The following is a 26,049-nucleotide window of genomic DNA, read 5'->3' on the forward strand; positions in this document are numbered from 1 at the left end:
CCGCAGTACATGACGGACGCCTCTTCCGTCCCCCCCGCTCTCTCCGGCTGGAGTGCTCTCAGGGAGCTGGCCGGCGCCGTCGCCTCGGGCACCCCCTGCCTCGGGGCCCACGCGCTCTGGGGCGCCTCCCGCGCTCTCGTCATCGCAGCCCTCCGGACGACCGCGAGGCGCCCGGTGCTGGTCCTGGCGCCGGCCCAGGCCGAGGTGCACCACATGGCCCTGGACCTCGCCTTCTTCCTCTCCTCCCTCGGGGGTGACGGGGACGCCCTCGCCTCCAGAGCCCGCGTCCTCGAGTTCCCGCCGGCCGCGCTGCCGGCCTGGCGGGGTCGCCACGGCGAGCACGACGCCGAGCGCGTCCTCGTGTGTCACCGGCTCCTGGAGGGGGAGGCGCCGGTGGTCGTGTGCACCCCGGCCGCGCTCTCCTCGCCGCTGCCCACGCCTGCCGAGTTCCGCGCCCGGGCCCTGCGTCTCTCGTTCGGCGACACCATCGAGCGCGAGCGCCTGCTCGCGCGCCTCGAGGCGGGGGGATACGAGCGGGTAGAGGCCGTGGCGGAGGTCGGGCAGTGGAGCCTGCGCGGCGGCATCGTGGACATCTTCTCCCCGGCCCGGGAGTGTCCGGTGCGCGTGGAGTTCTTCGGCGACGAGGTGGAGTCCCTCCGCCTGTTCGACCCCACTTCCCAGCGGTCCGTCGAGGAGGTCTCGGAGCTGGTGGTGCTCCCCCTCGGGGGCGCCACCGCGGAGACCACGCTCGCGGCGTACCTGCCGCTGGACACGCTCGCCGTCCTCCCGGACCCGGCCGTGCTCGAGGCGCCGCAGGACGACGCGCCGTCCGCCGTGCCTCTCGCGCGGCTGCTCGCCGCCTTTCAGCGGCTCGACCTGTCTCTCGTCGCCGAGGGGCGTGCCGGCACTCCGGGCATTGCCCTGGGCGCACGCTCCGTCGGCGGGTTCCGCGGCCAGTTCAAGGCCCTGGCCGTGGAGCTCGAGCGCTGGCGGAGCGAGGGCTTCGCGGTGCGGCTCGTGGTCAACGACGAGCCCCAGGCCCAGCGCCTGAGCCGGATCCTCTCGGAGCACGGGCTCGAGGCCTGGCCGGGGACGCACCTCTGGAGCCCCGAGGGCCTCGGAATCCTCGTCGGGGACTGCTCCACCGGCTTCCAGCTCCCGGCCCTGGGCCTCGTGGTGCTCACCGAGGAGGAGCTCTTCGGCGCGCGCCGCCGCCGGTTGCGGCGCCCACTGTTCCAGCGGGGCGCCGCCATCGCGTCCTTCACGGACCTCGCGCCCGGGGACCTCGTCGTCCACGAGGCCCACGGGGTGGGCCGATACCACGGTCTCCGGACCATGTCGGCCGAGGGGCGAGCGGCCGACTTCCTCCTGCTGGAGTACGCCGAGGGCGGGCGGCTGTACCTGCCGGTGGAGAGGCTGGACCTGATCTCCAAGTACATGGGCGCGCCCGAGGGCGCCGCGCGTCTCGACCGTCTCGGCGGTGGCGCCTGGCAGCGGGTCAAGGGGTCGGTCCGTGCCGCGCTCCGTCAGATGGCCGAGGAGCTCCTCCGCCTCTATGCCACCCGCGCGCTCGCCGAGCGAGAGGCGTTCCCGGCCGACACGCCCTGGCAGCGCGAGTTCGACGCGGCCTTCCGGTTCGAGGAGACGCCTGGCCAGCTCCGCGCCATCGAGGATACCAAGGCGGACCTGGAACGGGCCCAGCCCATGGACCGGCTCGTCGCGGGCGACGTGGGCTACGGCAAGACCGAAGTGGCGCTGCGGGCCGCGTTCAAGGTGGTGGCCGACGGGCGCCAGGTCGCCGTCCTGGTGCCCACGACGGTGCTGGCCCAGCAGCACTTCAACACCTTCACCGACCGCTTCGCCTCCTTCCCCGCTCGGGTCGAGCTGCTCTCGCGCTTCCGGAGTCCCAGGGAGCAGAAGGCCGTGCTGGCGGGGCTCAGGAGCGGCACGGTGGACGTCGTCATCGGCACCCACCGACTCCTGTCCAGGGACGTGGAGTTCAAGCGGCTGGGGCTCCTCGTGGTGGACGAGGAGCACCGTTTCGGCGTCACCCACAAGGAGCGCGTGAAGCAGCTGCGGGCCTCGGTGGACGTCCTCACGCTCACCGCCACGCCGATCCCGCGCACCCTCTACATGGCCATGTCCGGGGTGCGTGATCTCTCGGTGATCGAGACGCCGCCGCTGGACCGGCTGCCCGTCGAGACGGTCGTGACCCGCTTCAGCCGGAGCGTGATCCAGGAGGCGATCGAGCGGGAGCTGGGCCGCGGGGGGCAGGTCTTCTTCGTCCACAACCGGGTGCAGTCGCTGCCGTCCATGACCGCCTTCATCCGGGGGCTGTGTCCGGAGGCGCGTGTCGTGATGGCGCACGGGCAGATGGCCGAGCGCGAGCTCGAGGCCGTCATGGTGAAGTTCGTGGACGGCCAGGCCGACGTGCTGGTCTCCACGGCCATCGTGGAGTCGGGGCTCGATATCCCCGCCTCGAACACCATCATCATCAACCGGGCCGATCGCTTCGGACTGGCGCAGCTCTACCAGCTCCGGGGCCGGGTCGGGCGGGAGCGTCTGCAGGCCTACGCGTACCTCCTCATCCCCGCCGACGGCCGGCTGGACGAGACCGCGCAGCGGCGGCTCCGCGTCGTCGAGGAGCTGACGGAGCTGGGCGCCGGCTTCAAGCTGGCGCTCCGCGACCTCGAGATCCGCGGGGCGGGAAACCTGCTCGGGCCGGAGCAGCACGGACACATCGCCGCGGTGGGGTTCGACCTCTACACCAAGCTTCTCGAGGAAGCTGTGAGAGAATTGAAGGGCGAGCCCGCCCCGGCCTCCGTGGACCCGACCGTCACGGTGGAGGTGGAGGCGCTGCTGCCCGAGGACTACGTTCCGGAGGTCAACCAGCGGCTCGCGCTCTACAAGCGGCTTGCCGACATCGTCGAGGGGGAGGAGATCGGGCGTCTCCGATCGGAACTGCTGGACCGCTTCGGGCCCGTGCCGGCCGCGGTCGAGGCCCTGCTCGACGTCGTGGGGCTGCGCGTGACGGCGCGCGCCCTGGGGGTCGAGCGGGTCGAAGCGCAGGGGGGCCGGGCGCTCCTGACGTTCGCGCCGTCGACGCCCGTCACCCCGGAACGGCTGCTGCAGGCCATCAGCCGGAGCCGTGGGGCCATGAGGATGCTCAGGGAGTTCACCGTGGAAGCGAAGATCCCAGGAGGGCCGTGGCCGGCGGTCCGGACGGCGCTCATCGCCCTGCTGGAGTCGGTGCGGCCGTGACGGGCTCCTGCGCGGCGCTGGTCGTGCTCCTGGCCGTGTCCCTCGCGGGGTGCTCCATTCCCTCCTGGGTCCCGCTGATCGGCCAAGCCAGGGCGGTGCCGAATGTGCCGCCGGGAGCGGCCCCGCCCCCGGCCTCCCCGCTGCAAACGAAGGCGCCCACGGGCGCGCCGGTCTTGCCGGGGGGACCCGTTGCCCGGGCGCCGCAGGCGGAGGAGGTCCTGGACCGGGTGATCTGCGTCGTCAACAACGACGCCATCACGCTCTTCCAGCTCGACGAGGCCGAGGCGTACCAGGTTTACGAGAGCAAAGAGGAGCCGAAGGACGCGGCGGCCCGGCAGGCGCTGCGGGATCAGCTCCTCCAGCGCCTCATCGACAACCGCCTCCAGCTCCAGCAGGCGGAGCGGGACCGGATCGTCGTGGAGGAGGCCGAGATCGCCGAGCAACTGGCCGAGATCAGAAAGAAGCTCGGCGCCGCCACCGAGGCCCAGCTGGAGGAGACGCTGAAGGCCCAGGGCGTCACCCTCGAGGGCGTCAAGCGCCGCGTTCGCGACCAGCTGATGGTCCAGCGGGTGGTCCGCCGGAAGGTCTCGCTGCGGGTCAGCGTGACCGAGCAGGAGATCGACCGCTACCTCGCCGAGAACCGCGAGAAGCTCGAGACCGGTCTCTCCTTCGGAGCCCGGCACATCCTCTTCCTGCCCGAGGCCGGTCGGGGAGAGGACGGGTGGACCGTCGCCCGCCGGAGGGCCGGGGAGGTCTACGCCCTGCTGCTCGGTGGGACGGACTTCCCCGAGATGGCCCGGAAGCACTCCGACGACGGGTCGGGGAAGGACGGGGGAGCGCTCGGCACGCTCAAGCGCGGCGAGCTGGCGCCCGAGATCGAGGCGGCCATCCTCAAGCTCCAGCCCGGGGAGGTGTCCGCGCCATTCCGCTCCGAGGTCGGCTATCACCTCTTCAAGCTCGAGTCGAAGGAGACGCTGGTGGGCGACGGCCTGGTGCAGGCCAGGAACCAGATCCGCGAGATCCTCTTCCGGGAGAAGCACCAGGCCCGGTTCCGGGATTGGCTCGCCGAGATCAAGCAGCGGGCCATCATCGACCGGCGGCTGTGAGGCGGGCGGCAAGAATCCGGTTGACAGTTACGCGGACGGTGTGGGAGAGTGGCTTCAGTAGAGCGGCACCGGTGTAGCGGTTGAACCCCTCGTACACAGCGTAACCCCCCGGAGACAGCCATTTCGCCGCGCATTCCTAAGCGAAACTCGCCGAGGATGTCCGCGAACTCCGCTCCGACCCCATCGGAAGCCGGAGGGGGAGGAGGCATGAAGATGAACCTGTCCGAGCTCAAAGACAAGACCATCACCGAGCTGAACCAAGTCGCCAAGGACCTTGGCGTCCAGGGCTTCAGCGGCCTCCGCAAGCAGGAGCTGATCTTCAAGATCCTCCAGGGGCAGGCGGAGAAGGACGGGCTCATCTTCGCCGAGGGGGTGCTCGAGGTGCTGCCGGACGGTTTCGGGTTCCTCCGGGCGCCCGACTACAACTACCTGCCCGGGCCGGATGACATCTACGTGTCCCCGTCTCAGATCCGGCGCTTCGACCTCCGGACCGGCGACACCATTTCGGGTCAGGTTCGACCTCCGAAAGACAGCGAGCGGTACTTCGCCCTGCTCAAGGTCGAGGCCATCAACTTCGAGACGCCCGAGCAGGCGAAGGACAAGACGATCTTCGACAACCTCACACCGCTCTACCCGATGGAGCGGCTGCGGCTGGAGCACGATTCCGACAACCTCACGACGCGCGCCATGGACCTGCTCTGTCCCATCGGCAAGGGCCAGCGCGGGCTCATCGTCGCGGCCCCGCGGACCGGCAAGACCGTTCTCCTGCAGAACCTGGCCAACGCCATCGCCAAGAACCACCCGGAGGTCTACCTCATCGTGCTTCTCATCGACGAGCGACCCGAGGAGGTCACCGACATGCAGCGCTCCGTGAAGGGAGAGGTCATCTCCTCGACCTTCGACGAACCGCCGCAGCGGCACGTGCAGGTGGCCGACATGGTCATCGAGAAGGCCAAGCGTCTGGTGGAGCACAAGCGCGACGTCGTCATCCTCCTCGACTCCATCACCCGGTTCGCCCGGGCCCACAACGCCGTCATCCCGTCCTCCGGCAAGGTGCTGTCGGGCGGGCTGGACGCGAACGCGCTGCAGCGGCCCCGGCGCTTCTTCGCCGCCGCCCGGAACGTCGAGGAAGGCGGCTCGCTCACCATCATGGCCACCGCCCTCATCGACACGGGCTCCCGGATGGACGACGTGATCTTCGAGGAGTTCAAGGGCACGGGCAACATGGAGGTCCATCTGGACCGCCGCCTGATGGACAAGCGCATCTTTCCCACCATCAACATCGAGCAGACCGGCACCCGCAAGGAAGAGCTCTTGCTGGAGAAGGACGAGCTCCAAAAGGTCTGGCTGCTCCGGAAGGCCCTGTCCCAGCTGAATCCCGTGGAGGCCATGGAGCTCCTGCTGGACAAGCTCCGGCTGACGAAGACGAACCGGGACTTCCTCAACCAGATGAACCAGCTCGGCTAGGTCTCTCCCCCGGGGCGGGCTCCCGGGCTGTCGCCCGCCCGACCCGGGCGTACCGCGACGCTCGGTCCTTCTCGCGGGCGCCGCCGGCCGATCCCAGCTCGGTGGTCACCCCCGCATGGCCGTGGCAAGTGGCGCAATTCCTTGCTTTTTCCCACTTGCGCTGGTACCGTATGTGCTTCATCCAGGAGGTGAGCCGTGAAGGCTGGCATTCATCCCGACTATGTCGATACGACCATCACCTGCAACTGTGGAGAGGTCATTCAAACCCGCTCCACCCAGGCGGCCATCCGGGTCGAGGTCTGCTCGAAGTGCCATCCGTTCTACACGGGCAAGCAGAAGTTCCTGGACACGGCGGGCCGCGTCGAACGCTTCCAGCGGAAGTACAACAGGAAGCCGATCGCGGAGGCGTAGGGCAGCGATCCGGCGCCGGCAGCCGCGGTTCGACCCGAGCACCGCCCGTCCCCGCGCGTCGTCGATGTGCCCACTGTCGTGGCGGCCTGCCCCGTCCCCCCGCCTCTGAGGGCGCGCGATGTTCGACAGGCTGCGGCAGCTGGAAGAGCGCTACCGGGATCTCTCGCGCCGGCTGTCCGATCCCCAGGTGATCGGACAACCGGCGGAGTACGCCCGGACGGCCAAGGCGGCCTCCGAGCTGGCCGAGGTGGTCCAGAAGTTCGACGACTACAAGACCCTGCTCGCCCGGATCTCCGAGGCGCACCACATCGTGGCCGAGGACACCGACCGGGAGATGCGCGAGATGGCCCAGGCGGAAGTCGATCTCCTGACCGCGCGCCAGACGGCGCTCGAGGAGGAGCTCCGCGCGCTGCTCCTGCCGCGGGACCCCAACGACCAGAAGAACGTCTTCGTCGAGATCCGCGCCGGCGCGGGCGGGGACGAGGCCGGGCTCTTCGCCGCCGACCTCGCGCGGATGTACGGCAAGTACGCGGAGAGCCAGCGGTGGAAAGTTGAGGTGATGGACAGCCACCCCACGGGCGTGGGCGGGTTCAAGGAGATCGTCCTCTTCGTGCAGGGGCGCGGTGCGTGGAAGCGGATGAAGTTCGAGCGCGGCGTGCATCGCGTGCAGCGCGTGCCGGCGACCGAGTCGAGCGGCCGGATCCACACCTCCACGGTGACGGTGGCCGTGCTCCCGGAGGCGGAGGACGTGGACATCAAGGTCGAGGAGAGGGACATCCGCGTGGACGTCTACCGCTCCTCCGGCCCCGGCGGCCAGGGCGTGAACACCACGGACTCGGCCGTGCGGCTGACTCACCTGCCCACCGGGCTGGTCGTGACCTGCCAGGACGAGCGCTCGCAGATCAAGAACCGCGCGAAGGCACTGCGGGTGCTCAAGGCACGGCTGCTCGAGCGCGCCCAGGAGGAGCAGGCGGCGGCCATCGCCGCGGACCGGCGGAGCCAGGTCGGGACCGGCGAGCGGAGCGAGCGTATCCGGACCTACAACTTCCCGCAGGGGCGGGTGTCGGACCACCGCATCGGTCTCACGCTGCACCGGCTGCCGGCCGTCATGGAAGGCGACCTGGACGAGATCATCGACGCCCTCACGGCGTGGGACCAGGGACGCAAGCTGGCCGAGACCACGGCATGACGACGGCGCTGTCGGCTCTGTCGGTGGGAACGCTGCTGCGGGAGAGCGTGCGACGTCTCGAGGTGGCGGTCGCTCCGAGCGCCCGCCAGGACGCCGAGTGGCTGCTCGCCGCGGCCCTCGGCGTGGAGCGTTTCCATCTCTACCTCGAGCCGGCCCAGGAGGTGGCGGCGTCCGTGGCGGCCCGCGTCCGGGGGTTGGTCGAGCGACGCGCCGCCCACGAGCCGCTCCAGCACCTGCTCGGCTTCGAGGATTTCCGGGGACTCAGGCTCCGGGTCACCCCCGACGTGCTCATCCCGCGTCCCGAGACGGAGGGGCTGGTCGAGTGGGCGCTGGAAATGCTCGCCCCGCTGCCCCGGCCCGTGGTGGCGGACGTGGGAACGGGGAGCGGCGCGATCGCCTGCGCGCTCGCGGCCGCCTGTCCGGCCCTCGAGGTGGTGGCCATCGACTCGTCTCTGGCCGCCCTCGCCGTGGCCACGGCCAACGTGCGCGCGCTCGGGCTGGCCCCGCGCGTTCACATCGTCGCGGGCGATCTGCTGGCGCCCCTGGCGGCGCTGGCCGGGGCGGTCGACGCGATCGTGGCCAACCCACCGTACCTGCCGAGCGGGAGCCTCCCGTCGCTCCCTCCTGAGGTCGCGCGGTTCGAGCCGCGGCTCGCCCTGGATGGCGGGCCGGACGGGCTCCGGGTCATCCGGCGGATCGTCGGCACGGCGCCGCGCGTGCTGCGGCCGGGAGGGGCGCTCGTCATGGAGATCGGCGAGGAGCAGGCGGGGAGCGTGGCCTCGCTCCTGGCGGCCGAGGGCTTCTCCGGCATCGAGGCCCGCCGCGACCTGCGTGGGGTCGAGCGATACGTCGCCGGGTGGCTGGGCGACTGATGCCGGCGCGCCTCGTGATAGAAGGGGGAGTCCCGCTCCGCGGCGCGGTCGCGGTGAGCGCGGCCAAGAACGCGGCACTGCCGGCGCTGGCCGCGGCGCTCCTCACGGTCGAGCGGGTGGAGCTGGACAATGTCCCGCTGCTGGCCGATGTGACGACGATCCGGTCCCTGCTGGAGCAGCTCGGGGCCCGGATCACCGACGAGGCGGACGGCAGCACCCGCGTGCAGGTGCCCTCCGTCGCGAGCCCCGAGGCGCCCTACGAGCTCGTCTCCACCATGCGCGCCTCCGTCCTGGTCCTCGGGCCCCTCGTGGCGCGGGCCGGCGTGGCGCGGGTGGCCCTCCCGGGAGGCTGCGCGATCGGCCCGCGCCCCATCGACCAGCATCTCAAGGGGCTCCAGAAGCTCGGCGCCGAGGTCACGATCACGAGTGGCTACGTGGAGGCTCGGGCGAGCCGGCTGAAAGGGGCCCGCATCACCACTGACCTCGTCACGGTCACCGGGACCGAGAACCTGATGATGGCGGCGACGCTGGCCGAGGGGACCACCGTGCTGGACAACGCCGCGCGCGAGCCCGAGGTGACAGATCTGGCCCGGCTGCTGGTGGGTATGGGGGCGCGGATCGAGGGTGCCGGCACGGAGCACATCGAGATCGAGGGCGTCGCGGAGCTGGGCGGCGCCCGCCACCGCGTCATCCCTGACCGCATCGAGGCCGGCACGCTGCTGGCGGCGGGGGCCATCACGGGGGGCGATGTCACCGTCACCGGCGTCCGGCCGCAGCACCTCTCGGCAACGCTCGCCACGCTGGAGGAATGCGGCGCCAGCATCACGGTGGAGGGGGACCGGGTCCGCTGCCAGGGCCCCGCGCGCCCGCAGCCGGCCGACGTCATCACGAGCCCATTCCCCGGATTTCCCACCGACATGCAGGCGCAGATCATGGCGCTACTGGGGCTGGCCGACGGGCAGTCGACGATCACCGAGACCATCTTCGAGAACCGCTTCATGCACGTCGCTGAGCTGTGCCGCCTGGGGGCGCGCATCGAGGCCGACGGGTCCAAGGCCATGGTCCGTGGCGTTCCGGGTTACCAGGGGGCGCAGGTGATGGCCACGGACCTCCGCGCCTCGGCCTCGCTGGTGCTGGCCGGACTCGCCGCCCGGGGCACGACGGAGGTGGCACGCGTCTACCACCTGGACCGCGGGTACGAGCGCCTGGAGAGCAAGCTCCAGAGCCTCGGCGCCCTCATCACGAGGGCCAGTTGATGGGCGAGCCGCAGCCGGAGGCGAGGCGAGCGGATATGGGGATTCCCCGAGCGGAGCGAGGTGGCGAGCCGCAGCCCGCCGTGCGAGGCGCAGCCGAAGGCGAGCCGAGCGACGTGGATCGAGAAGCGCGAAGCGCGCCGAGGCGAGCGGATATGGGGATTCCCCGAGCGGAGCGAGGTGGCGAGCCGCAGCCCGCCCTGACCCTCGCCCTGCCCAAGGGGCGGCTCCTCGAGCCGGCCCTGGCCCTGCTTGCCTCGCTCGGGATGCGTGGCCTCGGCGGGGAGTCCAGGCGCCTCGTCGTGACCGACGAGACCCGCGAGCTGCGCTTCATCTTCCTCAAGCCTGCGGACGTCCCCACCTACGTGCAGTACGGGGCGGCCGATCTCGGCATCGTGGGCAAGGACATCCTGGCCGAGCAGGAGCCGGACGTCTACGAGCCGGTGGATCTCGGCTTCGGGCACTGCCGTCTCGTCGTCGCGGAGTCCCGGGCACTCTGGGAGCGGGACGATCCGGCCCGGTGGTCCTGGGTGCGCGTGGCGACGAAGTACCCGACGCTGACCGAGCGCTACTTCTCCGAGCGGGGTATCCAGGTGGAGATGATCCGCCTGGACGGCTCCATCGAGCTGGCGCCGCTCGTCGGCCTCGCGGAGCGGATCGTGGACCTCGTTCAGTCGGGGGAGACGCTGCGGGCCAATGGTCTCGTGGAGGTGGCGCAGATCATGAGCTCCACGGCCAGGCTCATCGTCAATCGCGCCTCGCTCAAGACGGCGCACGCCCGCGTGAGCGCGCTGATCGCTGCCGTCCGCCGGGCGGTGTCCGCTCCAGGCGCGTCCGTCGGCGCCCCCGCCACGAGGCCCGCGCCATGATCCGGCGGCTCGACACCGGCGCGCTGGGAGTGGAGGGCGTGGCCCGGGCCCTGGACCGGGCGCCTGCAAACGTGGACCCCGAGGTCCGCGGGCAGGTGGCGCAGATCGTGGCCGCGGTGCGGGAGAAGGGCGACGCAGCACTCCTGGAGCTGACGGAGCGCCTCGACCGGGTCACCCTGATGCCGGGCGAGCTGGCCGTGACCCCCGCCGAGTGGGAGGCCGCGGAGCGCCAGGTCGGGGCGAGGACCGTCGAGGCCCTCCGCTACGCGGCGGCGCGGATCGAGCGCTTCCATCGGGCGGCCATGCCCCGCTCGTGGAGCACGACCGACGGCGACGGCTCGGTCGTGGGGCAGGAGGTTCGCCCGCTGGAGCGTGTCGGCATCTACGTCCCCGGAGGTCGCGCGGCGTACCCCTCCACGGTGCTGATGACGGCCGTGCCCGCGCGCGTGGCCGGTGTGAAGGACGTCGTGCTGGTCTCGCCGCCGGGACCTGACCGGTCGCTCCCCCCGGCCGTCCTCGCCGCGGCCCGCATCGCCGGGGTGACCGAGGCCTACCGTGTCGGCGGGGCCCAGGCCGTCGCGGCGCTGGCCTATGGCACGGAGACGATCCGCCGCGTGGACAAGATCGTGGGCCCGGGGAACATCTACGTGGCGCTCGCCAAGGCCCTGGTCTTCGGCGACGTGGGGATCGACATGCTGGCGGGGCCCAGCGAGGTCGTGGTGATCGCCGACGGGGAGGCGCAGGCCGGATGCGTCGCCGCCGATCTCCTGGCTCAGGCCGAGCACGACCCCATGGCGCGCGCCGTGCTCCTGACGCCGTCGCGGGGGCTGCGGGACCGGGTCCAGGCCGAGACGGAACGCCGGCTGGCGAGGCTCCACCGGCGGGAGATCGCCTCGAGCGCGCTCCGCGCGCACGGCGCGCTCGTGCTGACGGCGAGCCTGGAGGAGGCGGTGGAGGTGGCCAACCGGCTGGCGCCAGAGCACCTCGAGCTGGCCGTGGCGGATCCCGAGGCCCTGCTCGCCCGCGTGAGGCACGCCGGCGCGGTGTTTCTCGGGGGATTCACGCCCGAAGTGGTGGGTGACTACGTTGCGGGGCCGAGCCACGTGCTGCCCACCGGCGGGACCGCGCGCTTCTCCTCCGCGCTGGGCACCGAGGACTTCGTCAAGCGGCTGAGCGTGATCCGGTACTCGCCCCGCGGGCTCGCGGCGGCCTGGCCCCATCTGGCCGAGCTCGCGCGCGTGGAGGGGCTCGACGCCCACGCCGCGGCCGCCGGTGCGCGCATCACGAACACGGGAGGCGAGCCATGAGTGGAGAGCGCCGGGCCCGGGTGGAGCGCAGGACCAAGGAGACGGAGATCGTGCTGGCGCTCGGCCTCGACGGGACCGGTGTGTCCTGCGTCGAGACGACGATTCCCTTCTTCAACCACATGCTCGAGGCGTGGTCCAGGCACGGCCTCATGGACCTGACGGTGGAGGCCAGGGGTGATACGGAGGTGGATCTCCACCACACGGTGGAGGACGTGGGCATCTGCCTCGGCCGTGCCTTCAAGGAGGCCGTGGGCGACAAGAAGGGGATCGTCCGCTACGGGGCCTCCTTCCTCCCCATGGACGAGGCGCTGCTCCACGCGGCGGTGGACATCTCGGGCCGGCCGTACCTGGTGTTCAATGTGCCGCTCGGGCGGACGCGGATCTCGACCTTCGACCTGGACCTGCTGAAGGACTTCTTCCGGGCGTTCGCGGTCAACGCTGAGGTGACGTTGCACGTGAACATGCACTACGGCGAGAATCTGCACCACATCGCCGAGGCCACCTTCAAGGCGGTGGCCCGCGCGCTGGCCCAGGCCACGCGGCTCGACCCCCGCATCGCCGACGTCCTCTCCACCAAGGGCACGCTGTGAGTGGCACGCGCGTGGAGAGGGCGCCCCGATGAGCGCTTGCGCGAAGAGGCCCAGCCGCAACGCGATGTCATCCACGGTCAGGCGAGACACATGATCGCCGTGGTGGATTACGGGCGGGGGAACCTCGGCAGCGTGGAGAACGCCTTCGGACGCCTCGGTATGCGGGCGCTCGTCACCCAGGACCCCCGCGCCGTCGAGGACGCGGAGGCGGTGGTGCTGCCCGGCGACGGTGCCTTCCACGACGCCATGCGAAGTCTCGAGGGGATGGGGCTGCAGGCGGCGCTGCGGGCGGTCCTCGCGGACGGGCGCCCGTTCCTCGGGATCTGCCTTGGCTACCAGCTCCTCTTCAGCGAGAGTGAGGAGTTCGGCCAGGGCAAGGGGCTCGACGTCATCGAGGGGCTCGTCCGGCGCTTCCCGTCTGGGCTCAAGGTGCCGCACATGGGATGGAACCAGGTGGAGCATGCCGGCGACTGCCTGATCTTGGACGGGATCCCGAGCGGCACCAACTTCTACTTCGTGCACTCGTACTACCCCGACACGGCGGATGCGTCGCTGCGCATCGCGACCTGCACCTACGGGATTACCTTCCCGGCTGCAGTCGAGCGCGGGGCGCTGTTCGGCACCCAGTTCCACCCGGAGAAGAGCCAGCGCTGGGGGCTCCGGCTCTTGGAGAACTTCGCCGCCTGCGTGAAGGACCGCCGCCGCGCGCCATGAGCTTCCTCGTGATCCCCGCCATCGATCTGAAGAACGGGCGCTGCGTGCGTCTCGTCCGGGGCCGCGCCGAGGACGAGACGGTCTTTTCCGAGGACCCGCTGGCCCGGGCGCGGCAGTGGGAGGAGCAGGGCGCCCCCCGCCTGCACGTGGTCGATCTCGACGGGGCCTGGGCGGGCGCGCCGGCCCAGGCGGCCCTCGTACGGGCCATCGTGGGCGCACTCTCGATCCCTGTCCAGGCGGGCGGCGGGCTGCGGGACCGCTGGGCGGTGGAGCAGCTGCTCGACGCCGGGGCACGGTGGGCAGTGGTCGGCACGCGAGCGGCCCTCGATCCGGGCTTCCTCGGGGAGATCTGCCGGGCGTGCGAGGACCGGATCATCGTGTCCGTGGACGCCTCGGACGGCAGGGTGGCCGTGGACGGCTGGACGCGGGTCCTCGATCTCGATGCCATCGCCCTCGCGCGCGACGCCGCCGCCGCCGGAGCGGCGGCCATCCTCTACACGGACATCGCGCGCGACGGCACCCAGGAAGGCCCCAACCTGTGGAGCACCGGGGCCGTGGCGAAGGCTGCGGGCATTCCCGTCCTCGCCTCCGGCGGCGTGTCGTGTCTGGACGACCTGCGCCAGCTTGCCGGCATCCCGGGAGTCGACGGGGCCATCGTCGGGCGCGCGCTGTATACCGGAGCCGTGGACCTGCGCCGCGCCCTGTCCGAAATCGGCGGGGGTGGAGCATGATCACATGCTCTGCAAGCGCCTGATCCCCTGCCTCGACGTGCGGGATGGGCGCGTCGTCAAGGGCGTGCGCTTCGTGAACCTGCTGGACGCGGGCGATCCGGTCGAGGCCGCCCAGGCCTATGACCAGCAAGGCGCGGACGAGCTCGTCTTCCTGGACATCACCGCCTCCCACGAGGCGCGCGCGATCATGCTGGAGGTGGTGCGGCGCACGGCTGAGGGCATCTATATGCCGCTGACCGTGGGCGGGGGCGTGCGCGCGCTCGAGGACATCCGGACCCTGCTGCGGGCGGGGGCCGACAAGGTGTCGCTCAACACGGCGGCGCTGGAGCGCCCCGAGCTCGTCCGCGAGGCGGCGCGCGCCTTCGGGAGCCAGTGCATCGTGGTGGCCATCGACGCGAAGCGGGAGCCGGCGAGCCCTGGCGCGCCCCCGCGGTGGGGGGTCTTCACCCATGGCGGGCGGCGGGCGGCGGGGCGCGACGCCCTGCGCTGGGCGGGGGAGGTCGAGGGGCTCGGCGCCGGCGAGATCCTGCTCACGAGCATGGACCGCGACGGGACGGGCGACGGCTATGACCTCGAGTTGACGCGCGCGGTGTCCGAGGCGGTGTCGGTCCCCGTCATCGCTTCCGGCGGCGCGGGCACCCTCGAGCACCTCTACGACGGCGTGGTGGCGGGCCGGGCGGACGCGGTGCTCGTGGCCTCGATGTTCCACTTCGGCCGCTACACCATCCGGGAGGCCAAGGCCTATCTGAAGGAGCGTGGGGTCCCGGTGCGGATCGAGCCATGAGCGGCGATCTGGCGCTCAGGTGGGACGCGGCCGGTCTCCTCCCGGCCGTGGTGCAGGAGGCGGACACGGGCGAGGTCCTCATGGTCGCGTGGATGGATCGAGCTGCCCTGGGGAAGACGCTCGAGACGGGCCTCGCGCACTTCTGGTCGCGTTCGCGCCAGGCGCTGTGGCTCAAGGGAGAGACCTCCGGACATGTCCAGCACGTGGACGGCGTCTACGCCGACTGCGACCGGGACACGCTGCTCCTGCAGGTCCACCAGGAGGGCGTCGCCTGCCACACGGGCGCCCGCTCGTGCTTCTTCACGCGGGTGTCGGGACCCGCGCCGGAGGAACGCGCCGCCGAGCGGCCCGGGCCGATGCTGCTCGAGGTGATCGAGCGCGTCATCGTGTCGCGCAAGGTGGAGCGCCCCGCCGGGTCCTACGTGGCCGGGCTCCTGGACCGGGGCGAGGCCCAGATCTGCCGGAAGATCGGGGCAGAGGCCACGGAGGTGGTGACGGCGGCGCTGGGGGGCGAGGGCGACGAACGCGTGGTGTCGGAGATCGCCGACCTGTGGTTTCACTGCATGGTCCTCATGGCGGGGCGCGGCATCCCGCTCCGCCGGGTGTTCGCCGAGCTGGAGCGCCGCCACGGGAGGCGGCCGCCGGGGGCCGCTGGGCAGCGCTCCGGGGAATGAAGGCCCTCGCCGCAGCGTGCGGGTTTCTGCTCCTCGTGGGCTGCAGCGCTGACCGGATCGAACGGGGCGTGTTCCACTCGAGGAAGGGGTACGAGGTGAGGCTTCCGGCCGGCGGGTGGCTCGTGGCGCCGGGGGGAAAGGCGGATCTCGAGCTCAGGCGGGAGGGCGCCCCGCCTGCCGGCATGCTGGCGGATGCGACGTGCGAGGGGCGCCCGCTGCGGCGCCCGCTCGGCGTGCTGGCGCGGCACCTCTTCTTCGGCCTCGCGGATCGCTCGGAGGAGACGAGCCACGAGACCGTCGTCCGGGGTCGGCCCGCGATCCGCAGCCTCGTGCGCGGCCGGCTCGACGGCGCCCTCGTGGCGGTGGAGGCCGTGGTGGTGAAGGACGAGCGCTGCGTGTACGACTTCGTGTACGTGGCCCCGGCCGCCCACTTCGAGGCGGGGCGCGGCGACTTCCGGAGCTTCGTCGAGAGCTTCGCGGTCGGAGCGGAGCCATGACCCTGGGCGGGTATCTCCAGAAGCAAGGGCGGGAGGCGGTGATCTGGTACGGGGGCCTCGGGCTCCTGAGCGCCCAGGTCGCCCGGAACCTCGTCCTGCCCCGCGCCTACCTCTCCATCGTCGCGCGGGAGATCGACACCATTGGCATCCGGTCGGTCGCGGTGGCGCTCACGGCGGCGCTCTTCACCGGGATGGTCCTGGCGCTCCAGAGCGCGGTGAACATGGCGCGCTTCGGCGCCGAGAACTACGTGGGGCCCGTCGTGGCGCTGTCCATCCTGCGGGAGCTGGGGCCCGTCCTGACGGCCATCCTCGTGGGGGGCAAGGTCGCCTCGGGCATCACGGCCGAGCTGGGCTCCATGCAGGTCACGGAGCAGATCGACGCGCTGCGCGCCATCGGCGTCAACTACATCAAGCGGCTGGTGGTGCCGCGCCTGATGGCTGCAGTGCTGGTGTTCCCACTGGTGACCATCCTGGCCGACGCCGTCGGGATGTTTGGCGGCATGCTGATCGTCGTCTTCGAGCGCGACGTGGATCCGTACCTCTACTGGAACACCATCTCCTACTGGGTCGTGCTGAAGGACTTCCTCACGGGGCTCGTCAAGAGCGTGGTCTTCGGCGCCATCGTGACGCTGATCGGTTGCTACAATGGGCTCAACACCACCGGCGGGACGGAGGGGCTGGGGCGCTCGACGACGGCCACCGTGGTGCAGGTCGCCATGGGTGTCATCATCTCCGACTTCTTCCTGACGAAGCTCCTCCTGTTCCTCTTCTGGTGACGCCATGAGCGTGCGCCCGTTGCCCGTGGAGATCCGGGAGGTGTGGAAGTCGTTCGAGCAGAAGCCGGTGCTCTGCGGGCTGAGCTTCGCCCTGGCGAAGGGCACGACGCTGGCGGTCATGGGCGGAAGCGGATCCGGCAAGACCGTCCTCCTGCGGATCGTCGCCGGGCTCCTGCGGCCCGACGCGGGCCAGGTGGCCCTCTTCGGCACGCAGATCGGCCCCCTGCGGGAGGAGCAGATGCTGGCGCTCCGGCGGCGCACGGGGTTCGTGTTCCAGGGTGCGGCGCTGTTCGACTCGCTGTCGGTCTTCGAGAACGTGGCCTTCCCGCTGCGGGAGCACACGCGCATGTCCCTGGGCGAGATCACCGACCGGGTGCACCGCTTCCTCTCCCTGGTGGGATTGCCCGGGACAGACGACCTGCTGCCGGCAGCCCTGTCCGGCGGCATGCGGAAGCGGGTCGGCATCGCGCGGGCCCTCGTCCTGGAGCCGGAGGTGGTCTTCTTCGACGAGCCCACGGCGGGGCTCGACCCCACCAACGCGCGGCTCGTGGCCGAGCTGATCGCCGAGCTGCGGACCGGCGTCTGCGACACGGCCATCGTCGTGACCCACGACGTCGAGTTCGCGGAGATGGTGGCGGATCAGATGGCCATTCTCCACCAGGGACGGTTCGCCGACATGGGGACGCCCGCCGACATCCGCCGCTCGGCCAGCGATGCCGTCCAGCGGTTCCTGGCCGGCGAGCTCCGGGAGGACTGAGACCATGGACGGCCGCGGCTACGCCCTCCAGCTGCGCATCGGCGCCTTCGTGGTGATCTCGCTCGTCGTCTTCCTGGGCATCATCTACCTCCTCGGCGCCCAGGCGCGGTACTTCGAGCGGAAGTACGACCTCGTCGCCGAGTTCATCGAGGTGGGCGGCCTCATCGAGGGGGCCACCGTGAGGCTGGCGGGTGTCCAGATCGGCCGCGTGACGCGCGTGGCGCTGGCCCCCCAGGCCGGCGGGAAAGTACGGGTCACGCTCACGATCGCGCGGCGCTTCTCGGACCGTATCCGCAAGAACTCGGAGGCGCGGATCGTGACCCAGGGGCTCCTGGGAGACAAGCTCGTGGAGATCACCATGGGCGCGCCCGACTCGCCGGCGCTCACGCCGGGCGAGGCCCTCCAGGCCCGCGAGCCGGTCGAGATGGGACGCATGGTCGCTGAGGGCACCGACACGCTCGCCGGGATCCGCAAGCTGGTGCTCTCGCTCCAGGCGAGCCTCGACCGGCTGGGCCAGGCGGGGACCCTCGAGGACCTGGGCGCCACGGTCAAGTCCACGCGCCGCGTCGCGGAGCAGCTCGAAGGGCTCGGGCGAGACGGCGCCCTGGGCGACCTGGGCGCGGCGGCACGCTCGGCCCGCCGGATCACGGAGCAGGTGGAGAAGGGCGGCGGGTGGCTGCACGCGCTCATCTACGAGGAACCCGAGACCCTGCGCCGTCTCAATGCTCTGCTCGCCTCGGCGCAAGAGATGCTGGCCCGGGCCGGGCAGGGGGAGAGCGCGGTCTCGCTCCTCCTCTCACCGGAGAGCGGCCGCGCGGTGCGCGGGCTCCTGGCCGCCATGGACGCGCTCGGGCGGGGCGCCGAGAAGTCTGGCAGCGGCGAGGGCCTGCTGCCGACGCTCCTCTTCGACCCCCAGTACAAGCCGGTGGTCGACGATCTCCAGACGGTGGCCCGCAACTTCCGCGAGCTCTCGGAGCGTCTCACCCAGGGGCAGGGGCTCCTCGCCGGTCTGCTCCGTGAGCCGGGCGACGGCCCGCTGGATCAGGCGGCGGCCGACTTCCGCGTGGCCATGGCGAACCTCCGGACCATCACCGACCGGCTCAAGGCCGGCGAGGGGACGCTGGGCGGCTTTCTCGAGGATCCCACCGTCTACGAGAACCTCGCCGCGTTCCTCGAAGGAGCGCAGCGGAGCTTCCTGTTGCGCGCGCTGATCCGGTCCACCCTCCAGGGCGGCGCGGCGCCCGGGCCGCCTGGAGCCGGCGGGCGCTGATGGCCAGGGACCGCTCGGTCTACCGTTGCCAGACGTGCGGCTTCGCCGCCCCGAAGGCCGGCAGCTGCCCGGACTGCGCCCGGCAGGGCACGTTCGTGGCGCTGGTGGAGGAGCGCACCGCGCCCCCGCGCGGCGACCGCCCGCGACTCGCGGCCGGCGGCCGGCCCCAGCGCCTCAGCGAGATCCGCGTCGAGGGCGGCGAGCGGACCCAGACCGGCATCGGAGAGCTGGACCGCGTCCTCGGCGGCGGCGTGGTCAAGGGCTCGCTGGTGCTGATCGGCGGCGACCCGGGGGTCGGCAAGAGCACGCTGCTGCTGCAGGCCAGCCGCGCGCTGGCCGAGCGCGGAGGCCCCGTGCTCTATGTCTCGGGCGAGGAGTCGGCTGGACAGATCAAGCTCCGCGCCGACCGGCTGGGCATCGCGGCTGACGAGCTCTACTTCCTGGCCGAGACGGATCTGGAGGTCATCGAGTCCCACGTGGCCGGGCTCGGGCCGCGCGTCCTCGTCGTGGACTCGATCCAGACGGTGTTCCTGCCCGACCTCGAATCGGCGCCGGGGAGCGTGAGTCAGGTGCGGGAGTGCGGCGGGCGGCTCATGCGCTCGGCCAAGACGACGGGCGTGGCGACCTTCCTCGTCGGGCACGTCACGAAGGACGGCGCGCTGGCGGGCCCGCGCGTCCTCGAGCACCTGGTGGACACGGTCCTGTACTTCGAGGGCGAGCGCCACCACGCGTACCGGGTGCTGCGGGCGGTGAAGAACCGTTTCGGCTCCACCAACGAGATCGGGGTCTTCGAGATGGCCGACGGCAGGCTCGCCGAGGTCAGGAACCCCTCGGGTTTCTTTCTCTCCGAGCGGCCGAAAGGTGCGCCCGGGTCCGTGATCGTCTCGAGCCTCGAGGGGACGCGGCCGCTCCTGATGGAGCTGCAGGCCCTCGTGACCCCCGCCAACTTCGGCACGCCGCGCCGGACCGTGCTTGGCACCGATTACAACCGCGTCTGTCTGCTCCTCGCCGTGCTCGAGAAGCGCGTCGGGTTTCCGCTGCAGACCCAGGACGCCTTCGTCAACGTGGCAGGCGGGGGGCGGGTGTCGGAGCCCGCCGGGGATCTCGGCGTCGCCATCGCTGCGGCGTCGAGCTACCTGGATCGCCCGGTCCGCGGCGACCTGGTCGTGATGGGAGAGGTCGGGCTCACCGGCGAGGTGCGGGCCGTGTCGGGGCTACCGGTGCGGCTCCGGGAGGCGGCCGCCCTCGGCTTCTCGTTGGCGGTGGTCCCGCAGAACAACCTGGCCGCGGGGCAGGCCTATCCGCTGGAGGTGCAGGGGGTCGGATCCGTGGAAGAGGCGGTCAAGGCGCTTCTGGGAGCGTGAGGCCTGCCATGACCATCGTCATCGCCCGCTTGCTGGTCCTCGCCGTGGCCACCGGTGCGGGGCTCGCGCTGGGGCCCGCGGTGGGGGTGTCGGGGCCCAGCCCGTGGCTGGCCGCTGCCGGGCTGCTCGTGGGCATCCTGGCGGTGATCCTCGAGTGGCGCGGCCGGCAGGTCCCGGTGGAGCGGCTCTTCTGGGGCGCGACCGGGGGTGTCGTGGGCGTCCTCCTCGGGCTCGGCCTCGGAAGCGCGTTCGGCGCCGTGGTCCCCGGGGCGGCGACGCTGGGGCGCGGCCTCTTTGGCCTGCTGCTCGGCTACCTCGGCTGGGCGGTGGCGCTTGCCAAGGGGGAGGAGCTCGCGGGCGTGTCGGCCAGGCTCTTTCCCAAGGGCGGCTCGCAGAAGGGCGCCTGCAAGATCCTCGACACCTCGGTGATCATCGACGGTCGGGTGGCGGATGTGTGCGAGACCGGGTTCCTCGAAGGCACGCTGGTGGTGCCGCAATTCGTGCTGCGGGAGCTCCAGCAGATCGCCGACTCCGCGGATGGGCTCAAGCGCAACCGGGGCAAGCGCGGCTTCGACATCCTGCAGCGGCTCCAGCGCAACCCCAAGGTGGCCGTCCTGATCCTGGATCGGGATTTCCCCCAGGCCCGCGAGGTGGACCGCAAGCTCATCGAGCTGGCCCGCGCGCTGGACGGCACGGTGGTCACCAACGACTACAACCTGAACAAGGTCGCCGAGCTCTCGGGCGTGCCCGTGCTCAACCTCAACGAGCTCGCGAACGCGCTCAAGCCGGCCGTGCTCCCCGGGGAGACGCTGCACCTCTACGTGCTCAAGGAGGGCAAGGAGGCAGGGCAGGGAGTGGCTTACCTGGACGACGGCACCATGGTGGTGGTCGATCACGGTCGCAAGCTCATCGGCCAGAGCGTGGACGCGACGGTGACGAGCGTGCTCCAGACGACGGCGGGCCGGATGATCTTCGCCCGGCCGGCGCCGGCCGAGGAGTAGCCCGAGCGATGCCATCCAGCGGGCGCGCGCTCAGGGCAGCGGTCATCGTGCCGGCCGGGGGCACCGGCCTGCGCATGGGCGCGCGGGTGCCCAAGCAGTATCTCGCGCTGAGGGGCGTCCCACTCCTGGTCCATACCCTGCGCGCGCTGGCGCGCGCCCGCGCCGTCGCCGGGATCGTCGTCGCCGCGCCCCGCGACAGCCTTCGGTCGACGGAGCGCCTGCTCCGGCGTCACAGGGTGCCGAAGGTGGTCAGGGTGGTGGCGGGGGGAGCCGAGCGGCAGGAGTCGGTCTGGCTCGGCCTGCAAGCGGTCCCGGCCGGTCTCGAGTGGGTCGTGGTGCACGACGCGGTCCGGCCCTTCGTCGTGCCGGACCTGGTCGAGCGTGTCCTGGCGGCGGCGGCGGTCCCCGGCGCGGCGACCTGCGGGATCCCCGTGCGGGACACGGTCAAGAGGGTGCGCGGGTCGAGCGTCGAGGCCACGCTGGACCGGGAGGGGCTGTGGCTCGTCCAGACACCGCAGGCCTTCAGCCGTCAGCTCCTGTGGGAGGCCCACGACAAGGCACGCCGCGACGGCTACTCGGGGACCGACGACGCCGTGCTCGCCGAGCGGCTGGGCGCCCGGGTCGCCATGGTCCCGGGACTCCCGCAGAACCTGAAGATCACCACCCCCGCCGACCTGATCACCGCCCGGCTGTGGATGCGCGCCCCGATGAGCGCCGGAGGCGCGAAGAGGCCCAACCGCAACGCGGTCGGGTCCACGCGCGACGGACGGCCATGACGCGGATGGGGCTCGGATTCGATCTGCATCCCCTGGTGGACGGACGCCAGCTCGTCCTCGGGGGGATCACGGTGCCCGCCTCCCGCGGTCTCGGCGGACACTCGGACGCCGACGTACTCACCCACGCCGTCTGCGAGGCCCTGCTCGGCGCCCTTGCGCTGGGAGACCTGGGTCGGCTCTTCCCGGACACCGACGAGCGCTATCGCGGGGTATCGAGCCTCGTGCTGCTCCGGGGCGTGATGGACCTCGTGCGGGCCCGCGGCGGGCGCCTGGTCAACGTGGACGCCACGGTCATCTGCCAGGCGCCCCGGCTGTCGGCCTTCCTGCCCGACATGGCCACACTGCTGGCGGCGACGCTCGCGGTTGAGCCCGAGTGCGTGAGCGTCAAGGCCAAGAGCCCCGAGCAACTGGGCCTCCTCGGCCGCGAAGAGGGAATCGCCGCGCTCGCCGTCGCATCGGTGGCCGTGACACCTCGGTAGAGATCAGGAGGCGGGGGTGGGACTCAGGATCTTCAACTCGCTCACTCGACGGAAAGAGGAGTTCACCTCGCTCACGCCGGGGGAGGTGCGGATGTACGTGTGCGGGGTCACCGTGTACGACATCTCGCACGTCGGACATGCCCGGAGCGCCCTGGCCTTCGACGTGATCCGGCGCTACCTGCGCTTCAAGGGCTACCGTGTGCAGTTCGTCAAGAACTTCACGGACGTGGACGACAAGATCATCAAGCGGGCCGCACAGGAGGGCGTCTCCTCCCAGGAGATCTCCGAGCGCTACATCGCCGAGTACCGGGCCGACATGGCCTCCCTCGGCGTGCTTCCCGGGGACGTGGAGCCCAAGGCGACCGAGCATATACCGCAGATGATCGCGCTGATCGAGCGGCTCGTGGCCAGAGGGCTGGCGTACGCTGTGGACGGAGACGTCTACTTCGAGATCCGGCGATTCCCGGCCTACGGGCAACTCTCGGGGAAGAACCTCGAGGAGCTCCTCGCCGGCGCCCGCGTGGAGGTCGATGACCGCAAGCGGGATCCCCGGGACTTCGCACTGTGGAAGTCGACCAAGCCGGGGGAGCCCTCGTGGCCGAGCCCGTGGGGTCCCGGGCGGCCCGGCTGGCACATCGAGTGCTCCGCCATGTCCATGCAGTACCTGGGGGAATCCTTCGACATCCACGGGGGCGGCGAAGACCTCATCTTTCCGCATCACGAGTGCGAGATTGCCCAGGCCGAGGGCGCCAGCGGGAAGCGCTTCGTCCGCTACTGGATCCACAACGGCTTCGTGAACTTCGGCGACCAGAAGATGTCCAAGTCCCTGGGCAACACGCTCACCATCAGGGACCTGGTGGGGCGCCACGACGCGGAGGCCATGCGCCTGTACCTGCTCGGCACACACTACCGTCACCCGCTCGAGTTCAGCGACGAGCGCATCGCCGAGGCGGCGCGGGCCGTCGAGCGGCTGCGCGGCCTCGTCGCGGAAGCCGACCGGCTTGCCGCGAAGGGGACGCCCGCGCCGGGCCCCGGCCTCGGCCTCTTCGAGGATGTGGCCCAGCATCGCGCGCGCTTCGAGGCAGCCCTGGACGACGACTTCAACACGCCGCAGGCGCTCGGCGCTCTCTTCGACCTCGCCCGGCGGCTGCAGACGGCGCGGACCGACGTGTCCGAGGGTCGCGCCGGCGCCGGAGCGTTCCTCGTGGGCGTGGGGGAGCTCGTGACGCTGGGCCGCGTCCTGGGGCTCCTCGAGGGGAAGGCGCAGCCGGCCCCGGCCCTCGAGCCCCAGACCAGGGCGCGCATCGAGTCGCTGGTGTGGCTGCGCCAGGCGGCGCGAAAGGCGCGCGACTTCGCCGAGGCTGACCGGCTGCGGGCGGAGCTGGAGCGGATGGGGGTGGTGGTCGAGGACGCCCGCGATGGCAGCACGTGGAAGCTCCGCCGGTGAACACTCGAGAGCCGGCGCCGCTCTGGGGGCGCAACCCCGTGCTCGAGCTGCTGCGGGCCGAGGGCCGGCGGGTGGAGGAGATCGCCATCCTGGCGGAGGGGCGCGGACCCGCGCTGCAAGAGCTCCTGACGCTGGCGCGGAGCCAGAACGTCAAGGTCTCGTACCGCACGCGCGATCAGCTGACAGCCATGGCCGGGACGCCTCACCATCAGGGCGTCGTCGCCCGGGTTGCGGAGGCCACCTACGCGACTCTCGGGGAGCTGCTGGCGGTCCCCGCGGCGCGGCGCGAGCCGGCGTTCTTCCTGGTGCTGGATCGGGTCCAGGATCCGCGCAATCTCGGGGCGGTGCTGAGAACCGCCGAGGCCACGGGAGTGCACGGTCTCATCCTCCCGAGGCACCAGGCGGTGGGGCTCACGGCGGCGGTGGCCAAGGCGGCCATGGGGGCGGTCGAGCACCTGGCCGTGGCGAGAGAAACGAACATCGTCCAGGTGCTCGAGACCCTCAAGAGGGAGTCCCTGTGGGTCATGGGCGCGGCCGAGCAGGGCGGCAAGGCGCCCTGGAGCGTGGACCTGGCCGGGCCGCTCTGCCTCGTGCTCGGGGGGGAAGGGGAGGGGCTCCGGCCGCTGGTGGCGCGGAGCTGCCACGAACTCCTCACCCTGCCGATGAAGGGGAAGATCGGGTCGCTGAACGTCTCCGCGGCTGCCGCGGCCCTCTGCTACGAGGTGCTGCGGCAGCGGAGCCTCGGGTCTGGAAAAAGCGCTTGACTTCCGATATCCTCGAAACTAAAGTGAAGTTTTGCGACTGCTGGCGTAGCTCAGGGGAAGAGCAACTGCCTTGTAAGCAGTGGGTCGGGGGTTCAAATCCTCCCGCCAGCGCCAGCGTTTCCGGGGAGTTGTCGTCCGGGGAACGGGCGGGGAGATACCCAAGTGGCCAAAGGGGGCAGACTGTAAATCTGCTGGCGCACGCCTTCGGGGGTTCAAATCCTCCTCTCCCCACCACTTTTCTCGCGGGGGCTGGGAAGCGCGCCGAACGGGCAGGCGGGAATAGCTCAGCGGTAGAGCGCCAGCCTTCCAAGCTGGGGGTCGCGGGTTCGAATACCGTTTCCCGCTCCATCGGCTCTTCCGCGGCGCGAGGCACGACCGGGGTCAGCATTCGGGCCCATGTAGCTCAGTAGGTAGAGCGCGTCCTTGGTAAGGACGAGGTCTCCGGTTCAAGCCCGGACATGGGCTCCACTTAATACGGCCAAACTCAGCGCGGCAGCACCTGGAGGAGGAGGCTCCGATGGCCAAGGCGAAGTTCGATCGGTCGAAGCCGCACGTGAACATTGGGACGATTGGGCACATTGATCACGGCAAGACGACGCTGACCTCCGCGATCACGAAGGTGCTGCACACGAAGTACAGTGGGGTGGCGGTGCGGGATGGAGCGGGAGCGGGGGATCACGATTGCGGTGTCGCACGTGGAGTACGAGACGGGGAAGCGGCACTACGCGCACATCGACTGTCCGGGGCACGCGGACTACATCAAGAACATGATCACGGGGGCGGCGCAGATGGACGGGGCGATCCTCGTGGTGGCGGCGAACGACGGGCCGATGCCGCAGACGCGGGAGCACGTATTGCTGGCGCGGCAGGTGAACGTGCCGTGTTTGGTGGTGTTCATGAACAAGTGCGACATGGTGGACGATCCGGAGATTCTGGACCTGGTGGAGCTGGAGGTACGGGAGCTGTTGAAGAAGTACCAGTTCCCGGGGGACGAGATTCCGGTGGTACGGGGGAGTGCGCTGGGGGCGATGGAGAAGCCGGAGGACGGGCAGGCGGCGGCGTGCATTTGGCAGTTGATGGAGGCGGTGGACGAGTACATTCCGACGCCGCCGCGGCCGGTGGACAAGCCGTTTTTGATGCCGATCGAGGACATTTTCACGATCACGGGGCGGGGGACGGTGGTGACGGGGCGGGTGGAGCGGGGGGTGGTGAAGGTGGGGGAAGAGATCGAGATCGTGGGGATGGCGGAGGAGACGCGGAAGTCGGTGGTGACGGGGGTGGAGATGTTCCGGAAGCTGTTGGACGAGGGGCGGGCGGGGGACAACGTGGGGTGTTTGCTGCGGGGGATCGACAAGGACGAGGTGGAGCGGGGGCAGGTCTTGGCGAAGCCGGGGTCGATCAAGCCGCACAAGAAGTTCAAGGCGGAGGTGTACGTATTGACGAAGGACGAGGGGGGGCGGCACACGCCGTTCTTCCAGGGGTACCGGCCGCAGTTTTATTTCCGGACGACGGACGTGACGGGGGTGTGCACGTTGCCGGCGGGGGTGGAGATGGTGATGCCGGGGGACAACGTGACGATGGCGATCGAGCTGATCCAGCCGATCGCGCTGGAGAAGGAGCTGCGGTTCGCGATCCGGGAGGGGGGGCGGACGGTGGGGGCCGGCGTGGTGGCGGAGATCGCGGAGTAGGC

General features: G+C 71.2%; 24 protein-coding genes, 4 tRNA genes and 1 pseudogene. All 29 read left to right on the plus strand.

Annotation, left to right across the window (positions count from 1 at the left end):
• Positions 1 to 9: 9 nt before the first annotated feature.
• The 29 genes and pseudogenes from mfd to tuf all read left to right on the plus strand — a co-directional run bounded on the left by mfd (position 10) and on the right by tuf (position 26,047).
• Positions 10 to 3,261 (plus strand): transcription-repair coupling factor, encoded by a 3,252-nt coding sequence (mfd, locus tag HYV93_00235; protein ID MBI2524395.1) that lies wholly within the window; start codon positions 10 to 12, stop codon positions 3,259 to 3,261.
• Positions 3,258 to 4,367 carry a peptidylprolyl isomerase gene (locus tag HYV93_00240; protein ID MBI2524396.1) on the plus strand — a complete coding sequence of 370 codons (1,110 nt, stop codon included), beginning with the start codon at positions 3,258 to 3,260 and terminating at the stop codon, positions 4,365 to 4,367. The genes mfd and HYV93_00240 overlap by 4 nt, the downstream gene beginning before the upstream one ends.
• 213 nt (positions 4,368 to 4,580) lie before the next feature.
• Complete coding sequence (gene rho, locus HYV93_00245) at positions 4,581 to 5,834, plus strand: transcription termination factor Rho (GenBank protein MBI2524397.1); 1,254 nt, start codon at positions 4,581 to 4,583, stop codon at positions 5,832 to 5,834.
• 195 nt (positions 5,835 to 6,029) lie between these two features.
• On the plus strand, positions 6,030 to 6,245 hold the full coding sequence (gene rpmE, locus HYV93_00250) for a 50S ribosomal protein L31 (GenBank protein MBI2524398.1): 216 nt from the start codon (positions 6,030 to 6,032) through the stop codon (positions 6,243 to 6,245).
• 118 nt (positions 6,246 to 6,363) lie between these two features.
• Positions 6,364 to 7,434, plus strand: coding sequence for a peptide chain release factor 1 (prfA, locus tag HYV93_00255; GenBank protein ID MBI2524399.1), 1,071 nt, complete (start codon positions 6,364 to 6,366; stop codon positions 7,432 to 7,434).
• A complete protein-coding gene (gene prmC / locus HYV93_00260) occupies positions 7,431 to 8,306 on the plus strand; it encodes a peptide chain release factor N(5)-glutamine methyltransferase (GenBank protein ID MBI2524400.1) in 876 nt (291 codons plus the stop codon). Before prfA ends, prmC begins: the two co-directional genes overlap by 4 nt.
• Positions 8,306 to 9,562 (plus strand): UDP-N-acetylglucosamine 1-carboxyvinyltransferase, encoded by a 1,257-nt coding sequence (murA, locus tag HYV93_00265; GenBank protein MBI2524401.1) that lies wholly within the window; start codon positions 8,306 to 8,308, stop codon positions 9,560 to 9,562. Before prmC ends, murA begins: the two co-directional genes overlap by 1 nt.
• A gap of 152 nt (positions 9,563 to 9,714) precedes the next feature.
• Positions 9,715 to 10,428 carry an ATP phosphoribosyltransferase gene (locus HYV93_00270; protein MBI2524402.1) on the plus strand — a complete coding sequence of 238 codons (714 nt, stop codon included), beginning with the start codon at positions 9,715 to 9,717 and terminating at the stop codon, positions 10,426 to 10,428.
• Complete coding sequence (gene hisD / locus HYV93_00275; protein ID MBI2524403.1) at positions 10,425 to 11,735, plus strand: histidinol dehydrogenase; 1,311 nt, start codon at positions 10,425 to 10,427, stop codon at positions 11,733 to 11,735. Before HYV93_00270 ends, hisD begins: the two co-directional genes overlap by 4 nt.
• Complete coding sequence (gene hisB, locus HYV93_00280) at positions 11,732 to 12,325, plus strand: imidazoleglycerol-phosphate dehydratase HisB (GenBank protein ID MBI2524404.1); 594 nt, start codon at positions 11,732 to 11,734, stop codon at positions 12,323 to 12,325. Before hisD ends, hisB begins: the two co-directional genes overlap by 4 nt.
• A gap of 90 nt (positions 12,326 to 12,415) precedes the next feature.
• Positions 12,416 to 13,039, plus strand: a complete 624-nt coding sequence (gene hisH / locus HYV93_00285) for an imidazole glycerol phosphate synthase subunit HisH (protein ID MBI2524405.1) — start codon at positions 12,416 to 12,418, stop codon at positions 13,037 to 13,039.
• On the plus strand, positions 13,036 to 13,770 hold the full coding sequence (gene hisA, locus HYV93_00290) for a 1-(5-phosphoribosyl)-5-[(5-phosphoribosylamino)methylideneamino]imidazole-4-carboxamide isomerase (GenBank protein MBI2524406.1): 735 nt from the start codon (positions 13,036 to 13,038) through the stop codon (positions 13,768 to 13,770). The genes hisH and hisA overlap by 4 nt, the downstream gene beginning before the upstream one ends.
• 4 nt (positions 13,771 to 13,774) lie before the next feature.
• The gene (gene hisF / locus HYV93_00295; GenBank protein MBI2524407.1) at positions 13,775 to 14,554 is read left to right on the plus strand and encodes an imidazole glycerol phosphate synthase subunit HisF; all 780 of its coding nucleotides are present in this window, start codon (positions 13,775 to 13,777) and stop codon (positions 14,552 to 14,554) included.
• Entirely contained in the window at positions 14,551 to 15,228 is a 678-nt protein-coding gene (locus tag HYV93_00300; GenBank protein MBI2524408.1) for a bifunctional phosphoribosyl-AMP cyclohydrolase/phosphoribosyl-ATP diphosphatase HisIE, read from the plus strand. Before hisF ends, HYV93_00300 begins: the two co-directional genes overlap by 4 nt.
• On the plus strand, positions 15,225 to 15,725 hold the full coding sequence (locus tag HYV93_00305) for a hypothetical protein (protein ID MBI2524409.1): 501 nt from the start codon (positions 15,225 to 15,227) through the stop codon (positions 15,723 to 15,725). Before HYV93_00300 ends, HYV93_00305 begins: the two co-directional genes overlap by 4 nt.
• Positions 15,722 to 16,501: an ABC transporter permease gene (locus HYV93_00310; GenBank protein ID MBI2524410.1), complete on the plus strand. Its 780-nt coding sequence runs from the start codon at positions 15,722 to 15,724 to the stop codon at positions 16,499 to 16,501. The genes HYV93_00305 and HYV93_00310 overlap by 4 nt, the downstream gene beginning before the upstream one ends.
• Before the next feature lie 4 nt (positions 16,502 to 16,505).
• A complete protein-coding gene (locus tag HYV93_00315; GenBank protein MBI2524411.1) occupies positions 16,506 to 17,258 on the plus strand; it encodes an ATP-binding cassette domain-containing protein in 753 nt (250 codons plus the stop codon).
• A gap of 4 nt (positions 17,259 to 17,262) precedes the next feature.
• Positions 17,263 to 18,528 carry an MCE family protein gene (locus HYV93_00320; protein MBI2524412.1) on the plus strand — a complete coding sequence of 422 codons (1,266 nt, stop codon included), beginning with the start codon at positions 17,263 to 17,265 and terminating at the stop codon, positions 18,526 to 18,528.
• Positions 18,528 to 19,892, plus strand: coding sequence for a DNA repair protein RadA (radA, locus tag HYV93_00325; GenBank protein ID MBI2524413.1), 1,365 nt, complete (start codon positions 18,528 to 18,530; stop codon positions 19,890 to 19,892). Before HYV93_00320 ends, radA begins: the two co-directional genes overlap by 1 nt.
• Before the next feature lie 8 nt (positions 19,893 to 19,900).
• Positions 19,901 to 20,893, plus strand: a complete 993-nt coding sequence (locus tag HYV93_00330) for a TRAM domain-containing protein (GenBank protein MBI2524414.1) — start codon at positions 19,901 to 19,903, stop codon at positions 20,891 to 20,893.
• An 8-nt stretch (positions 20,894 to 20,901) separates the two neighbouring features.
• Positions 20,902 to 21,669, plus strand: a complete 768-nt coding sequence (gene ispD / locus HYV93_00335; protein MBI2524415.1) for a 2-C-methyl-D-erythritol 4-phosphate cytidylyltransferase — start codon at positions 20,902 to 20,904, stop codon at positions 21,667 to 21,669.
• Positions 21,666 to 22,148, plus strand: a complete 483-nt coding sequence (locus tag HYV93_00340) for a 2-C-methyl-D-erythritol 2,4-cyclodiphosphate synthase (GenBank protein MBI2524416.1) — start codon at positions 21,666 to 21,668, stop codon at positions 22,146 to 22,148. The genes ispD and HYV93_00340 overlap by 4 nt, the downstream gene beginning before the upstream one ends.
• A 16-nt stretch (positions 22,149 to 22,164) precedes the next feature.
• Positions 22,165 to 23,595 (plus strand): cysteine--tRNA ligase, encoded by a 1,431-nt coding sequence (locus HYV93_00345; protein MBI2524417.1) that lies wholly within the window; start codon positions 22,165 to 22,167, stop codon positions 23,593 to 23,595.
• Positions 23,592 to 24,359: a 23S rRNA (guanosine(2251)-2'-O)-methyltransferase RlmB gene (gene rlmB / locus HYV93_00350; GenBank protein ID MBI2524418.1), complete on the plus strand. Its 768-nt coding sequence runs from the start codon at positions 23,592 to 23,594 to the stop codon at positions 24,357 to 24,359. The genes HYV93_00345 and rlmB overlap by 4 nt, the downstream gene beginning before the upstream one ends.
• Positions 24,360 to 24,398: 39 nt before the next feature.
• A tRNA-Thr gene (locus HYV93_00355) sits at positions 24,399 to 24,473 on the plus strand.
• Between the two features lie 34 nt (positions 24,474 to 24,507).
• A tRNA-Tyr gene (locus tag HYV93_00360) sits at positions 24,508 to 24,593 on the plus strand.
• A 39-nt stretch (positions 24,594 to 24,632) separates the two neighbouring features.
• Positions 24,633 to 24,707, plus strand: a tRNA-Gly gene (locus tag HYV93_00365).
• Positions 24,708 to 24,751: 44 nt separating this feature from the next.
• A tRNA-Thr gene (locus tag HYV93_00370) sits at positions 24,752 to 24,827 on the plus strand.
• A gap of 49 nt (positions 24,828 to 24,876) precedes the next feature.
• Positions 24,877 to 26,047: pseudogene (gene tuf, locus HYV93_00375) on the plus strand (elongation factor Tu).
• Positions 26,048 to 26,049 lie beyond the last annotated feature (2 nt).

This window comes from Candidatus Rokuibacteriota bacterium (assembly GCA_016188005.1).
GTDB lineage: Bacteria > Methylomirabilota > Methylomirabilia > Rokubacteriales > CSP1-6 > UBA12499.

Bases quoted from the DNA above. Each gene is read 5' to 3' on its own strand.
- HYV93_00305 (MBI2524409.1), top strand. From the start codon at position 15,225: ATGAAGGCCCTCGCCGCAGCGTGCGGGTTTCTGCTCCTCGTGGGCTGC.
- murA (MBI2524401.1), top strand. From the start codon at position 8,306: ATGCCGGCGCGCCTCGTGATAGAAGGGGGAGTCCCGCTCCGCGGCGCG.
- hisH (MBI2524405.1), top strand. From the start codon at position 12,416: ATGATCGCCGTGGTGGATTACGGGCGGGGGAACCTCGGCAGCGTGGAG.
- HYV93_00310 (MBI2524410.1), top strand. From the start codon at position 15,722: ATGACCCTGGGCGGGTATCTCCAGAAGCAAGGGCGGGAGGCGGTGATC.
- HYV93_00270 (MBI2524402.1), top strand. From the start codon at position 9,715: ATGGGGATTCCCCGAGCGGAGCGAGGTGGCGAGCCGCAGCCCGCCCTG.
- HYV93_00300 (MBI2524408.1), top strand. From the start codon at position 14,551: ATGAGCGGCGATCTGGCGCTCAGGTGGGACGCGGCCGGTCTCCTCCCG.
- prmC (MBI2524400.1), top strand. From the start codon at position 7,431: ATGACGACGGCGCTGTCGGCTCTGTCGGTGGGAACGCTGCTGCGGGAG.
- rho (MBI2524397.1), top strand. From the start codon at position 4,581: ATGAACCTGTCCGAGCTCAAAGACAAGACCATCACCGAGCTGAACCAA.
- hisB (MBI2524404.1), top strand. From the start codon at position 11,732: ATGAGTGGAGAGCGCCGGGCCCGGGTGGAGCGCAGGACCAAGGAGACG.
- hisA (MBI2524406.1), top strand. From the start codon at position 13,036: ATGAGCTTCCTCGTGATCCCCGCCATCGATCTGAAGAACGGGCGCTGC.
- HYV93_00330 (MBI2524414.1), top strand. From the start codon at position 19,901: ATGACCATCGTCATCGCCCGCTTGCTGGTCCTCGCCGTGGCCACCGGT.
- ispD (MBI2524415.1), top strand. From the start codon at position 20,902: ATGCCATCCAGCGGGCGCGCGCTCAGGGCAGCGGTCATCGTGCCGGCC.
- hisF (MBI2524407.1), top strand. From the start codon at position 13,775: ATGCTCTGCAAGCGCCTGATCCCCTGCCTCGACGTGCGGGATGGGCGC.
- HYV93_00315 (MBI2524411.1), top strand. From the start codon at position 16,506: ATGAGCGTGCGCCCGTTGCCCGTGGAGATCCGGGAGGTGTGGAAGTCG.
- hisD (MBI2524403.1), top strand. From the start codon at position 10,425: ATGATCCGGCGGCTCGACACCGGCGCGCTGGGAGTGGAGGGCGTGGCC.
- HYV93_00320 (MBI2524412.1), top strand. From the start codon at position 17,263: ATGGACGGCCGCGGCTACGCCCTCCAGCTGCGCATCGGCGCCTTCGTG.
- HYV93_00340 (MBI2524416.1), top strand. From the start codon at position 21,666: ATGACGCGGATGGGGCTCGGATTCGATCTGCATCCCCTGGTGGACGGA.
- mfd (MBI2524395.1), top strand. From the start codon at position 10: ATGACGGACGCCTCTTCCGTCCCCCCCGCTCTCTCCGGCTGGAGTGCT.
- radA (MBI2524413.1), top strand. From the start codon at position 18,528: ATGGCCAGGGACCGCTCGGTCTACCGTTGCCAGACGTGCGGCTTCGCC.
- prfA (MBI2524399.1), top strand. From the start codon at position 6,364: ATGTTCGACAGGCTGCGGCAGCTGGAAGAGCGCTACCGGGATCTCTCG.